We start from the raw sequence: 13,546 nt of genomic DNA on the forward strand, positions 1-13,546 counted from the left end.
TAGCACCAGATAACGCTAAGCTTCTAGTTCTGCATCCCAATAAAGGAAATCGACCCAACTTTCATGCAAATGATTTGGCGGAAACTTGCGCCCCACATTATGAAGCTGTTCAGTTACGGGCTGACGCGGCGGTTTTCGCAAACTCATACCACATTGCTTGAGAGACTTTGACCCTTTGCGCAAATTACATGGCGAACAGGCGGCCACAACGTTTTCCCAGCTTGTCACCCCACCTGCAGCGCGCGGAACGACGTGATCGAACGTCAAATCGCCTTTTGCACCACAATACTGACAGCAAAACGAATCTCTTAAAAACAAGTTGAAGCGGGTGAACGCGACCTGTTTGCGCGGTTTTACAAAATCTTTCAGGACGACCACGCTTGGGATTCGTATTTTTGTCGTTGGGCTATGAACGTATTCGTCGTATTCGCTGACGATATCCACCCGCTCCAACCATGCTGCCTTGATCGCGTCTTGCCACGGCCATAGTGACAAAGGATAGTATGACAACGGACGATAATCCGCGTTCAACACCAAAGCTGGATATTGCTTTAGCGCTGCGGGTTCCCGTACGAAGTCAATTCGAAATTCTGCCTGCGTCATATCTCAATTCCCACACCACGAAGTGCGGGAACTGTGCAAAGCGGCGTTCCCGCAGTCCTCTTAATTAAGGACTATATATCGCGTCAGAAATGTGACAACCCCCAGCATCTACCGGAAATTGTACAAAATATGGGCGAATCAGGCGGCTTTAGGCCAACCTCGCATGATGACACGTGCCCTGCCCTCTGACTTGGCGCGATCCAAGGCGCGTTCTGCAAAGCGCAAAAGCGTTTCGATAGAAGGCTTACCCCTGACAACAACAGCACCAACAGAAATTGTCGCTTCGAGAATCTGCCCACCCGAGCACACCTGAATACCGTCTTTCAATCGGTCCGCGATTTCCTTCGCGATCTCGGCGGGTACACCCGGCAAGTAAATTGCGATTGACGCCCCATCAAGACGGCCCACAATATCTGTTTCGCGCGTCAATTCACGACATCGCTGCGCAAGCGCCAAGAGACAAACGTTACCCGCGCCGCGCCCATGATTACTGTTCATCGCGCCAAGATGATCAATATCAAGAACAAGCAGCACGCCATTTTGCGAAATGATGCGACCAGCGGCCTCACAAAATGCCTTTCGGTTCCAAACCCCTGTCAACGGGTCGGCAGAACCTACGGCCTGCACCTTGCTTTCAAGCGACTTAACCTTGCGCAAGACGACAAAGAAAAACGTCCCAAACAATGCAACAACAGCTAAAATCAATACTGCTTGGGCATACGATTCTAGCCCAATCTTGCCAAGCAACACATGCTGCGACATCGCCAAACCGATAAACACCGCAGCAAATATTGGCATCCGCAATACCCATCCAAGCACCGAATTCGGGGCGAGCGTGTTAATCACCTGCGGATGAAACATATATCAAAGCCTTTTTGACGCGGTCACATGCAATCTTGTTGCACATGACCGGTAACGGCTTCGTTAACAGGACAGGTCTTCTAACGCATTCCGAACCGATCGCGCATAAATGCCAACGCAACTTGCAAACCATCCGGCGCGATGCCGTGACCGGTACCCTTCATAACATGGGCAAAAACTTCTTTCCAACCAGCGCCCTGCAAGGCTTCTGCAGCTTGAGGAAGCGACTGCGGCGGTACGACATCGTCCTCGTCGCCATGAATCAGCAAAACGGGCGGACGGCACTTCGCTTCGTCTTCGAGCAGTTCAGGATCCAGCAATCGACCTGAAAACGCGACGATTCCCGCAACTGGATCTTCGCGGCGCGGCACCACGTGCAATGCCATCATGGTGCCTTGCGAAAACCCCAGAACGATTACTTGTTCGGGCAACAGATCTTCGTCGACCATGACACCGTCTAAGAACGCATCCAAATCTGCGGCTGCACGCTCTAGCCCTGCGCGGCTTTCTTCTTCGGACGACCCGTCGATCCATGGGATTGGAAACCACTGAAACCCCATTGGGGACCCAGCACAATCTTCTGGAGCATCTGGCGCGATAAACAAAGTATCGGGCATGTGTTCACTTAGCGGATCGGCAAGGCCGATCAGATCAGCAGCGTTCGCACCATATCCATGCAAAAACACCACACAAGATCGTATTTCGCCCGAAATTGGCTCGCGCCGCTGCGCATCGAGTGCCCGTGTCATCTGATACCTTCCCGTTGTTTACTTTGCTTGTAGTAGGCCCACATGATCCGCGCTGCAACCGATCGCCAAGGCGACCAATCGCGCGCCATGTCCCGCAACGCACGGTCTTTGGGGCGTTCATCCAATTCAAATATAAGCCTCGCGGCTTCCTGAAGTGCCAAATCACCCGGCGCAAACACGTCCGCGCGGCCCAGTGAAAACATCGCATAGATTTCAGCGGTCCAAACACCAATGCCAGAGACCGCAGTCAGTGTCGCCACCACATCATCTGTCGGCAGCAGCCGCAGCGCGTCAAAATCAATTCCGGCATCTGCCAAGGCTTTAGCATATCTTGCTTTCTGACGACTGAGCCCTAACGACCGCAAATCATCATCGGAAGCGCGTGCAATCACATCCGGGGCAATCATCCCCTCACCTCGAAGCCGATCCCAAATCGCATTCGCCGACGCCACGCTGACCTGCTGGCTGACAATAGCGTTCAACAATTCAGCAAAGCCATCTGGCTTTCGGCGTAGCGGCAATGGTGGCAACCCCTGCATTGCGCGTCTAAAACGTGGCTCATGCCGACACAGCCACTCCGCGCCCTCTGCGACGCAATCCAAAGACATGATAACCCGTTCGTTCACAACGTTCGCACCCATTCAAGGGCCGCATCAACAGTTTCGACAATTTGCCAGTTCCCGCGCGGCGGTCGGGCGATCATCAATACCGGAATTCCCAAACGGTTTGCCGCAGTCAGCTTGGTCCGGCTTGCCGCCCCACCGGCATTCTTGACGATCAAATAGTCGACCCCTAATTCCGAAAATAGCAATACTTCATCGTTGACAGAAAACGGTGGTCGACCAACTAAAAATCGGCCACCTGAAAATGGAAACGGACCGTTTGGCGGATCAATTTGACGGCAGATAAGCTCCCTACCTTTCAAATTTGCAAACCGGTCAAGCGTTTGACGACCAGTACCTAAGAATACGGTAGACCCGATTGGCACATGATCGACAGCGTCTTTTTCTGAACGTATCTCAATCCAGTGATCCCCCGGTTCCGCTAACCACCCCGGACGCAGAAGCTGAAGATAAGGCATATTTAACTGGCTGCAAATCTGGGCAGTACGGGTTGTGATCTGATCCGCGAAAGGATGGGTTGCATCTAAAACGGCAGAAATGGAATATTGTTCTAGGTATTCTTGAAACCCTTGCTTCCCACCAAAACCGCCAACCCTCGTTGGTAACGGTAGCCGCTCTGGTGCACGTGTTGCGCCTGCCAAAGATATGATCGCATTGGTCCCAACCAACGCCTCGGCAAGGCGGCGCGCGTCACTGGTTCCCCCTAAAATTAAAACAGTCATGCCGTAGACCTTGCGATAACTTTTCCCGCCCGATCAATGACGATTGTGTCGATAATCGCCTGATCACCAACCAACGACTGAGCCTTAACTCGGGCCCTATCCGCAATCTCTAAAGAAAGCTTTTCTCCTGATATTTCAAAAGCTTCCAGAGCGGTATTTGCGCTATTCACCTCTGGCGTATTGACCCATTCTGCCAGCGCCGAGAAATTGACTTGCGACCGCGAAGAATGCAAATCAATAGCCCCTTGCGCCAACTTTGCCATCTTACCGATCCCACCGCCAATCGTGACGCGATCAACCGGGTGCTTACGCAGATACTTCAGCAAACCGCCCGCAAAGTCACCCATATCCAACATGGCGTGATCCGGCAGGCCAAATAAGGTCTGTACCGTTTTTTCAGATGTGGCGCCCGTACATCCAGCGACATGCGTCAGCCCGTCTGCACGCGCCACGTCAACCCCGCGATGGATCGATGCGATCCAAGCCGCACATGAAAACGGGCGAACAACACCTGTCGTCCCAAGGATAGAAAGGCCACCCCGTATCCCTAGCCGCGGATTCCAAGTCTTTTGCGCGATCGCTTCTCCATCTGGAATAGAAATCTCAATTTCAACATTGGCGGCCTCTCCAAACTGGGCGGCGATCTCCGCAACAACGCCCTGCATCATCTGACGCGGGACTGGGTTGATTGCTGGCTCCCCAACTCCGATGGGCAAACCTGCCCGTGTGACAATACCGACACCCGCACCTGCTTTGAACCGTACGCCTCCCTCAGAGCGACGGACCGTTACGATGATCAATGCGCCATGCGTAACGTCGGGATCATCGCCCGCATCTTTCGTAATCCCAACGCGCGCCCAGCCCTCACCGGCATCGGCCAATGCTAACGGAAATTGCGGAGTTTCCCCTCTTGGCAAAACGATACCAACGTCGCCCGGAAACGCCCCACCCCAAAGGCGGATCAACGCAGCCTTTGTAGCTGCGGTCGCACAAGCACCTGTGGTCCAACCACGGCGCAACTCTCCGGTTGGCTTTCTTGTCATTAACGCGACTATAAGCGGGCATAACGATGCCGCCAATCCGCAATCGTTGGTCGTTTGACACCTTTCCAAGCTCTGCGTTCGGCGGCATAAAGGGTACATGACAAACACACTAGACCTCCCCGCCTTCGCATGGCCCCAAATGGAACCCGGCTGGGTCTGGCTTTGTGGCGCGGGCCCCGGCGATCCGGGGCTTTTGACACTGCACGCGGCAAACGCCTTACGCCAAGCCGACGTGGTCATCTATGATGCGCTCGTCCAAGAGGCTATTTTAGATTGGGCACCGCAGGCAGAGCACGTCTATGCGGGCAAACGCGGTGGCAAACCGTCGGCCAAACAACGCGATATTTCCCTACAGCTGGTTGATCTCGCACGCGCAGGCAAAAAAGTACTCCGGCTCAAAGGCGGCGATCCCTTTGTCTTTGGACGCGGCGGAGAAGAGGCACAAACTCTCATCCAACACGACGTCCCTGTGCGGATTATTCCGGGTATATCGGCAGGTATCGGCGGGTTAGCTTATGCTGGCATCCCAGTCACGCACCGCGACGTGAACCAATCGGTAACGTTTGTGACCGGGCATGATCAATCGGGGAACACCCCCGGATCGCTTGATTGGGATAGCATATCCAAAGGCTCTCAGGTCCTCGTGATCTATATGGGTATGAAACATATCGCCCAGATCGCGACCAAGCTGCTGGATGCCGAACGCGGATCGGATGAACCCGTGGCAGTCGTTACCTCGGCTACGACATCCGATCAACAGGTGCTCGAAACGACACTCGGAAAAATGGTCGATGACATCGCCAAATCCGGACTAGAGCCACCTGCAATCATCTGTGTCGGCAAATCCGTTCTCATGCGCCAAGTTCTCGATTGGCAGGGCATGGCCTTAGGGGAAAAACCGCGTAACCTTGACCCGTTAGGGCGCGGCCGCCCCGCAGAAACAGCATAAATGTACCTCGCTTTGGTCAAAATACTCCCGCCGGAGGCAGCGCAACGCCTCGCCCAAACATGAGCTTTGTTATTGCCGCACCATCATCGGGAAGCGGCAAAACAACAATAACGCTTGGATTGCTCCGCGCAATCAGCCGGATCACCCCCATACGCGCCGCCAAATCCGGTCCCGATTACATCGACCCCCGTTTTCACGAAGCCGCCTGCGGCCAACCTTGTCTGAATCTGGACGCTTGGGCGATGTCGCCGACGCGCGTTCAATCTTTGGCAGCAGGCACAACCCCACTGATTGTCGAAGGCGCGATGGGTCTATTCGACGGCGCGCGCCCGGATGGAAAAGGTGCTACAGCCGATGTCGCACGCATTCTGGATCTGCCGGTGGTGCTCGTCATTGACGCGGGGCGGATGGCCGGTTCAGTGGCAGCCCTTGCACAAGGGTTCATCAACCACGACCCAAAACTGCACGTTGCAGGGATCATCTTGAATAATGTCGGCTCCCCCCGACACGAAGCCATGCTCAGACGCGCACTCGTGGGGATTACTGTCTTTGGTGCCGTCCCGCGCACAGCGGGATTGACACAACCGTCTCGTCACCTTGGCCTCGTCCAAGCCCAAGAGCGCCCTGACCTTGACGCATATCTTAATGCCGCAGCTGATCTCATTTCAAATTCAGTTGATCTTAAGGCGCTAATCGGCCTTCGCTCTGCGACACTTCCCGCGCGTCAATCCACGACACTCAAGCCACCAGCCCACACCATCGCAATCGCCCAAGACGAAGCCTTTGCTTTTTGTTACCCCCACCTTATCAACGATTGGCATTCTGCAGGTGCTTCACTTTCATTTTTCTCGCCGCTCAACGACGATCCTGCGCCAGATGTTGATTTCATCTATTTACCCGGCGGCTACCCCGAACTTCACGCAGGGCGTCTCTCTGGTAACCACCGTTTCCTTAGCAGCCTGAAAACCACGCACGCGCAGATTTTCGGCGAATGCGGAGGTTATATGGTCTTAGGCGACAGCCTAACGGACGCTGACGGAAACAGGCATTCAATGGCGGGACTGTTGCGGCTAGAAACATCTTTTGCAAAACGGAAACTACATCTGGGCTACCGACTATTGCACGCGACTGATGGACCACTCCAAGGTCGCTGGGCCGGACACGAGTTCCACTACGCAACAACAGTACGCGCGCAGGGTACACCGCTATTCCAAGCCCAAGACGCAGAAGGCAATAACCTTCCCCCCATGGGGCTCATTAACGACAACGTATCGGGTTCCTTCGCGCATTTAATCGACGCGACATAAAGGGCATTGCCACTGCCCTAATCGGTGCTTACCGATAGGCACATGGATTACACAGACGATACCCGCGCGAAACGGAACGTTGCCGTTCTGGTCATGGCCCAAGCAATTCTAGGCGCCCAAATGCCGATGATTTTTGTCATTGGCGGTCTTGCCGGTGGGATGCTGTCTAGCAACCCCTGTCTTGCAACGCTTCCTATTTCATTTATCGTCTTTGGCTCGATGACCACCGCACCATGGCTTAGCCCATTGATGCAGCGAAACGGCCGCCGTTTCGGATTTTTCATCGGCGCGTTCGCGGGTGCAGTCGGAGCGCTCGTTTCTGCGTATGGTTTATATATCGCATCCTTTCCCATTCTTTTATCTGGATCATATTTGACCGGTATCTACATGTCTGCACAGGGTTTTTTCAGATTTGCAGCGACTGATACGGCATCCGATGCTTTTCGACCTAAAGCCATTTCTTATGTCATGGCAGGCGGACTGCTTTCCGCAATCATTGGACCACAGCTCAACAAAGTCGTCCAAGACGCCTACGCAGTGCCGTTTCTCGGCTCTTACCTCGCAGTAGCGGGATTGAACTTGGGCGGCATGCTGCTGTTTTTCTTCTTAGACCTACCAAAAGGAACAAACGGCACCCCAAAAGCAATCGACACTCCGGTTGGTCGCGGCAGATTGGCATTGTTGCGCGAACCCCGTGTGATGGTCGCCATCATCTGCGGCATGGTATCATACGCGCTGATGAACCTCGTCATGACATCAACCCCACTTGCCGTTGTGGGGTGTGGCTTTGACAAAAACAACGCCAATGACATTGTATCTGCTCATGTATTGGCCATGTTCGTCCCTTCGTTCTTTACCGGACATCTTATCGCGCGTTTTGGAGTCGAACGGATCGTCGCAACCGGCCTCGTGATCCTTGCCGGTGCTGGTGTCGTCGCGCTGACTGGCGTGACACTTACCAACTTTTACGCGGCACTAATCTTGCTGGGGCTTGGCTGGAACTTTGGATTTATTGGCGCAACAACTATGCTTGCGGGTGCACACCGCCCCGAAGAACGCGGCGTCGTTCAGGGTATGAACGACATGATCGTCTTCGGGATGGTGACCATCGCGTCTCTTGCATCAGGCGGGTTAATGAACTGCTCAGGCGGGACCGCAGTCGAAGGTTGGACCGCAGTAAACCTTGCAATGATCCCATTTCTTGTTCTTGCCGGCTGTTCGCTGATCTGGCTCGCGCGACAGCCAAGAGGCGTAAAGTAGATGTTCTGGCGTCGTTCTCAAAGCATCAGTGACGAACTGAAAGAATGGATCTTCGATAGCTTCGATTGGGCAGATACCACATTCGGGCCGGACTGGAGCAGCTCGCGCCAACTCATCAAGGCAACCAAAGAGTTCTTCACTGCCAAGGCGGGTGACAGCCCAGAAGTTGCACAACAAATCGCGGATGATATTGCGCGTTTGCTCCCATTACCATCTATTCCTGTATTGCCACTAGGATCAATCGACCCTGAATATAGGCACAACTATCAAGATCTGTCGGCAGTAGCTGGCCTGTACCATCATGATGATGATGCGCCCATGATCAACTATGACCCTGCTCTTTTGCGCCAACCGATTGGCTTTATTAACACCATGACGCATGAATTAATGCATGGCCGTCTCGCCAATCACATTGACGCGATGCCCGGTGGTGAACCAATGCATGAACTCTCGACTGATTTACACTGTATCACGCACGGTTTTGGGCTCTTTGCAATCGAGGGGCCGGCGCAAATAGGGTGGTCTGGCTATATGACACAAGAATCGCGTTCCTATGCGCTGGCAGAATTCCTCGCGCGGCACGACATTGATCCGGCAGAGGCGCTGCGTCGCTTAAACCCACGCGGACAAAAGGCGTTAAAACGCGCGATCAAAGAACATGCCGCCGATTAGCGCCACCATCCCCGCAACGCGACGTTAGCGAACCGCAAGTGTTCGCGTAGCGGCGGCAGCCCAAGCGCGCCACGGGCAACTTTACTGGGTTCTTTGTGAATTTGGCGCAGGACTGGCCGAGCAAGATACCCAGAGTACAAAACGGGTGCGGCATCAGCCACAATTATCTTGCGTTTTTTAACTGCTGCCGTCAACCGCGCATCCGCCTGCTGAGCAAGGGACAGGACGCCAGCCTCGGACCCGTCCAACAGCGGCTTGCGCTCGCGTTCCTCGAGATCAGGAATTGCACGGAACATATTCGCGGCGCCCACACCATAGGCAAAATCCCGGACAACAGCTTCATCGCCCTGCCCCAGCAGCCGCGCTGCAGTCCACATCAAATGTCCCGATGTCGCATCGATATAGCTATCGAAATGGGCGGCATCCTCGAATGGGTCTTTATAAACGTCCCAACGACGGGCGGCGATCAAACCATCCAGTAATGTCGCACCTTCGACATCCAAAACCTCAGCAAGGGCATCAACAACCTCATGCTTGCGCGGCTTCGCATCACCCGCAATTTCCTCGAGCGCGTCACGCCACCATTGCAGACGCATCTCGGCGATCATCGGCTCTTCGGTTACCCAAGGGGCGCGCGCGACCTCAACGTTAAAGGCGTACAGCGGAAACAATACACGACGCGCAGCAACAGGTGCCGCCATCGTCGCGCGGAAACGTTCTGGGTCAGCCTTCTCGACTAAAGCGGCACAAGCATTCAGGCTCATCGCACTATCATCTTGCCAAAAATACTCAAAAATCAGACCTTTGCGCCATCACGGATCAGTTTCCAATTGATCGCATCAACCAGCGCATCAAACGAAGCATCTACGATGTTGGCGCTGACACCAACCGTTGACCAGCGTCTGCCCTGACCATCTTCTGAATCGATAATAACCCGTGTCACAGCCTCAGTGCCGCCATTCGTGATACGCACCTTAAAATCAACCAGCTGCATATCTTCGATATATTGCTGATAAGGGCCCAAATCTTTGGACAATGCACGCGACAGCGCGTTCACCGGACCTTGGTCACTACCGTCTGGGCCTTGGCTTTCGGATACATTCAGGAACCGTTCGCCATTGACCTTGGTGACGACAACCGCCTCTGACAACGATACCATCTTGCCGCGCTTGTTTTTGCGGCGCTCAATCGTCACGCGATAGCGTTTCACTTCAAAAAAATCAGGCAACGTGCCCAACTCTTCGCGGGCAAGCAGTTCAAAGCTGGCCTGCGCGGTGTCATAAGAAAACCCTTGGGCCTCTTTCTCTTTGATCCGCTCAACAATCCGTGCGAGCGCAGGATTTCCCAGCTCAACCTCGATCCCAGCGTCGGCCAAACGCGCCTTTAGGTTCGACTGCCCAGCTTGATTGGACATCGGCACGATACGACTGTTTCCGACAGAGGCCGGATCGATGTGTTCATAGGTCGACGGGTCTTTGGCAATGGCCGAGGCATGCAAACCAGACTTATGCGCAAAGGCGGACGCCCCAACATAGGCCGCCTGTTTCGCAGGAACGCGATTCAAGATGTCATCCAGCATACGTGACGCCTTGCGCAGACCTTTCAGCGCATCAAGGCTGACACCCGTTTCAAACTGGCTCGCGAATGGTTCTTTCAATAACAACGTCGGGATAAGCGTGGTTAGGTTCGCATTACCGCAACGCTCACCCAAACCGTTCAGTGTGCCCTGCACTTGACGACAGCCCGCCATGACCGCAGCCAGCGTGTTAGATACTGCGTTTTCCGTATCGTTGTGCGTATGAATCGCAAGGTGATCACCGGGGATACCGCTGGCAATCACAGCCGTTACAATCTCCGTCACCTCATGCGGCAGCGTGCCACCATTGGTATCGCACAGGACGATCCAGCGCGCGCCTGCGTCATAGGCCGCATGAATGGCCTCAAGCGCATATGCTGGGTTCGCTTTGTACCCATCAAAGAAATGCTCAGCATCGAACAACCCTTCGCGCCCGCGTTCTTTCAAATAGGCGAAACTAGCGCGCAGGTTTTCAGTGTTTTCTTCCAGCGCAATGCCAAGCGCCGTCGTCACATGGAAGTCATGCGATTTACCAACTAGACAAACGGCAGACGTCCCGGCATTCACCACACCCGCCAAAATATCGTCATTCTCAGCCGACCGACCAAGACGTTTCGTCATGCCAAAGGCGGTCATTGTCGCGCGCGTTTCTGGCACATCAGCAAAGAATTCGGTATCGGTCGGGTTCGCACCCGGCCAACCACCTTCGATATAATCGATACCCAGTTTATCTAAAACAGCCGTGATCTGACGCTTTTCATCCGCAGAAAACTGCACGCCTTGGGTCTGCGCCCCATCGCGCAGGGTCGTGTCGAATAGGTAAAGACGTTCTTTTGTCATCACAAATCCCCCAGCTTAGCCGCGTCAAAATCTGGACCGGGCGCCCAAGTCGCCTGCCCGCCTACGTCGGTCACCTGAACACCAGCGGCGTTTAAAATATCACGCACCTCATCGGCGCGATCCCAGTCTTTGTTTGCGCGCGCTGTCGCACGATCCGCCAGCAGCGCGTCAACACGTGCAGCAACGGCGGGCGCGACATCAGGACCAGCTTCGCCGCCTTCAAACATTGGGATATTGGACCAGTCGTTGACCAGACCCAGCATTTCCAAACCATGCGCAAAACCAGCGAGCGCCGCCGGTGTTTTACCCTTAGACAAAACATGCAACCGCGCCAGCGCTCCGGGTGTGTTTAGATCATTGGCAAGCACACCGATGAATTCAGCGTCAGCTTCCCATTTGCCATCAGCCTGCAATGCCTTGATCAAATCGGGACCAAATCCGTGACCTTGCAAAATGCCGTACCATTTACGCAAAGTGCCGTCAGCCTCTGCGCGGCGGGCCTCGGTCCAATCGGTGGTTTTGCCGTAATGCGTGCCGAGCATAACCATACGGATCACTTCGCCCGGGATACCCTGATCAAGCAAATCGCGGATGGTAAAGAAATTGCCCAAAGACTTGGACATCTTCTTGCCCTCGACCTGAAGCATTTCGTTATGGATCCAATAACGCGCAAATTCGCCCTGTGGGTGGGCGCAGCAGCTTTGGGCAATCTCGTTTTCATGGTGCGGGAACTGTAGATCATTGCCGCCGCCATGAATGTCAAAGCTATCGCCAAGCAGATCATAAGACATGGCCGAGCATTCGATATGCCACCCCGGACGGCCATAGCCCCAAGGGCTGCTCCACCCAGGCACGCCGTCACCCGATGGTTTCCAAAGCACGAAATCCATCGGATTACGCTTGTAGGGTGCCACTTCGACCCGGGCACCGGCGATCATGTCATCCAACGACCGACCAGAAAGTGACCCGTATTTGTCATAGCTTTCGACGGCAAAAAGCACGTGACCTTCTGCGGCATATGCATGCCCCTTTGCGATCAAGTCTTCGATCATCGCGATCATTTCAGCGATGTAGTCTGTCGCTCGCGGCTCATGCGTTGGACGCATTGCACCAAGTGCATCCATATCATCATGATACCAACCGATGGTTTCAGCCGTGATATCGCCAATCTCGCGTCCGCTTTCGGCTGCGCGTGCGTTGATCTTATCATCCACGTCCGTGAAGTTACGCACATAGGTCACATGATCCGCACCATAAACATGGCGCAACAGGCGAAACAGAACGTCAAACACCAGCACGTTACGTGAATTGCCTAGGTGGGCACGATCATAGACCGTCGGGCCGCACAGATACATCCGCACGTTCATAGGATCGATAGGAACAAATTCCTCGCGTTTGCGGGATTTTGTGTTTTGCAGCCGGATAATAGTCATAACGCCTCACGCACGTGTTTCGCCGGCGGGCTTACCAAGTTCAGCATTCAATTGAAACGTGAAAGAGCAGCCCGCGACAGATGTCAGCAGGTAATAATGCAGCAGATAATGATGCAAATGCTCTTCATGGGGTTTGAGATAACAGCTAAGCGATCAAGCGTCCAGCATTTTGACCATCTTTAGAATTGCCTTTTGGCTTGGCGCTGTCGCCGGGCCGCTCCCGAACTCCGTATCCGCATTCACAATGGCACGGCGACATCTTAGGTCAAGCCTCGGCCGGTCTAACTGTAGCTGATGACTTCGAATTCAACACCGTCATCGTCATGAAAATAGAACCGGCGGCCGGGTTCGTAGTCCGCTTGGCTATGCGCTTCATAACCCATCGCACGCACTTTTTCTTCAATTGTATCAAGGTTATCAACGACAATTCCAATATGGTTCATCGCACCGCGGGTCGCGTAGCTTGCGTCAGATTTGGGCACTGTTTGCTGAGGGTCTTTGCCTGAATAGACAGCGACATAGCTGTCGTCGTCGCCAACGTGCACGGTATAGCCCGCGCCAGCCATGCCCTCGCCTTCCCAGCGGATACGCCAGCCAAATAGTTGCTCCAACATGCGCGCGGTGCTTTTGGGGTTAGAGACGGTGATATTGATGTGTTCAAGACGGCTCATGTTTAGGTTCCTTTTCAGTTTGCCAATCATACGTTCAAGCAATCCACGCCGCCGCACAGATGGCAGCATGACGCTGTCATCTGTGTGCCCCCAACCAAACCCGTCATGACGAAGGGCCGCAGCAGCGCGGCTATCTGAAAGATAAAATCGTTGGCTAGAGCTGTACATTGGCGTTTCTCACTAGATTTCCTCAGTGATTCAGGTTGTAATTTCTTAAGTTAACTTGAGATCAAGGAT

General features: G+C 54.1%; 14 protein-coding genes. 4 read left to right on the forward strand and 10 right to left on the reverse strand.

The window, feature by feature from the left end; all coding sequences use genetic code 11:
- Positions 1 to 15 precede the first annotated feature (15 nt).
- The 6 genes from CYQ09_RS05645 to CYQ09_RS05670 all read right to left on the reverse strand — a co-directional run bounded on the left by CYQ09_RS05645 (position 16) and on the right by CYQ09_RS05670 (position 4,601).
- The gene (locus CYQ09_RS05645; protein ID WP_106744394.1) at positions 16 to 603 is read right to left on the reverse strand and encodes an HNH endonuclease; all 588 of its coding nucleotides are present in this window, start codon (positions 601 to 603) and stop codon (positions 16 to 18) included.
- A gap of 138 nt (positions 604 to 741) precedes the next feature.
- A complete protein-coding gene (locus CYQ09_RS05650; RefSeq protein WP_106744395.1) occupies positions 742 to 1,464 on the reverse strand; it encodes a GGDEF domain-containing protein in 723 nt (240 codons plus the stop codon).
- A gap of 80 nt (positions 1,465 to 1,544) precedes the next feature.
- Positions 1,545 to 2,213, reverse strand: coding sequence for an alpha/beta hydrolase (locus CYQ09_RS05655; RefSeq protein WP_106744396.1), 669 nt, complete (start codon positions 2,211 to 2,213; stop codon positions 1,545 to 1,547).
- Positions 2,210 to 2,854 carry a DNA-3-methyladenine glycosylase family protein gene (locus CYQ09_RS05660; RefSeq protein ID WP_106744397.1) on the reverse strand — a complete coding sequence of 215 codons (645 nt, stop codon included), beginning with the start codon at positions 2,852 to 2,854 and terminating at the stop codon, positions 2,210 to 2,212. The genes CYQ09_RS05655 and CYQ09_RS05660 overlap by 4 nt, the downstream gene beginning before the upstream one ends.
- Positions 2,836 to 3,558: a cobalt-precorrin-6A reductase gene (locus CYQ09_RS05665; protein ID WP_106744398.1), complete on the reverse strand. Its 723-nt coding sequence runs from the start codon at positions 3,556 to 3,558 to the stop codon at positions 2,836 to 2,838. Before CYQ09_RS05665 ends, CYQ09_RS05660 begins: the two co-directional genes overlap by 19 nt.
- The gene (locus CYQ09_RS05670; RefSeq protein WP_106744399.1) at positions 3,555 to 4,601 is read right to left on the reverse strand and encodes a cobalt-precorrin-5B (C(1))-methyltransferase; all 1,047 of its coding nucleotides are present in this window, start codon (positions 4,599 to 4,601) and stop codon (positions 3,555 to 3,557) included. Before CYQ09_RS05670 ends, CYQ09_RS05665 begins: the two co-directional genes overlap by 4 nt.
- Before the next feature lie 97 nt (positions 4,602 to 4,698).
- On the opposite strand from CYQ09_RS05670, the gene cobA reads away from it, so the two are divergent.
- Genes cobA through CYQ09_RS05690 form a run of 4 tightly spaced genes read left to right on the forward strand, consistent with a single transcriptional unit; the run spans position 4,699 to position 8,789 of the window.
- Complete coding sequence (cobA, locus tag CYQ09_RS05675) at positions 4,699 to 5,550, forward strand: uroporphyrinogen-III C-methyltransferase (RefSeq protein WP_106744400.1); 852 nt, start codon at positions 4,699 to 4,701, stop codon at positions 5,548 to 5,550.
- A gap of 59 nt (positions 5,551 to 5,609) precedes the next feature.
- Complete coding sequence (locus tag CYQ09_RS05680; RefSeq protein WP_106744401.1) at positions 5,610 to 6,857, forward strand: cobyrinate a,c-diamide synthase; 1,248 nt, start codon at positions 5,610 to 5,612, stop codon at positions 6,855 to 6,857.
- Positions 6,858 to 6,899: 42 nt separating this feature from the next.
- A complete protein-coding gene (locus tag CYQ09_RS05685; RefSeq protein ID WP_106744402.1) occupies positions 6,900 to 8,117 on the forward strand; it encodes an MFS transporter in 1,218 nt (405 codons plus the stop codon).
- Entirely contained in the window at positions 8,118 to 8,789 is a 672-nt protein-coding gene (locus CYQ09_RS05690; protein WP_106744403.1) for a hypothetical protein, read from the forward strand.
- Here the strand turns inward: CYQ09_RS05690 and CYQ09_RS05695 are convergent.
- The 4 genes from CYQ09_RS05695 to CYQ09_RS05710 form a co-directional block, all read right to left on the reverse strand.
- Entirely contained in the window at positions 8,786 to 9,553 is a 768-nt protein-coding gene (locus CYQ09_RS05695; protein WP_106744404.1) for a squalene/phytoene synthase family protein, read from the reverse strand. The genes CYQ09_RS05690 and CYQ09_RS05695 overlap by 4 nt on opposite strands.
- A gap of 32 nt (positions 9,554 to 9,585) precedes the next feature.
- On the reverse strand, positions 9,586 to 11,205 hold the full coding sequence (cimA, locus tag CYQ09_RS05700) for a citramalate synthase (RefSeq protein ID WP_106744405.1): 1,620 nt from the start codon (positions 11,203 to 11,205) through the stop codon (positions 9,586 to 9,588).
- Positions 11,205 to 12,638 carry a cysteine--tRNA ligase gene (gene cysS, locus CYQ09_RS05705; protein WP_106744406.1) on the reverse strand — a complete coding sequence of 478 codons (1,434 nt, stop codon included), beginning with the start codon at positions 12,636 to 12,638 and terminating at the stop codon, positions 11,205 to 11,207. The genes cimA and cysS overlap by 1 nt, the downstream gene beginning before the upstream one ends.
- 281 nt (positions 12,639 to 12,919) lie before the next feature.
- Positions 12,920 to 13,477 carry a VOC family protein gene (locus tag CYQ09_RS05710; protein WP_343229853.1) on the reverse strand — a complete coding sequence of 186 codons (558 nt, stop codon included), beginning with the start codon at positions 13,475 to 13,477 and terminating at the stop codon, positions 12,920 to 12,922.
- Positions 13,478 to 13,546: the final 69 nt, after the last annotated feature.

The sequence above is a fragment of the Yoonia maritima genome, assembly GCF_002933395.1.
GTDB lineage: Bacteria > Pseudomonadota > Alphaproteobacteria > Rhodobacterales > Rhodobacteraceae > Yoonia > Yoonia maritima_A.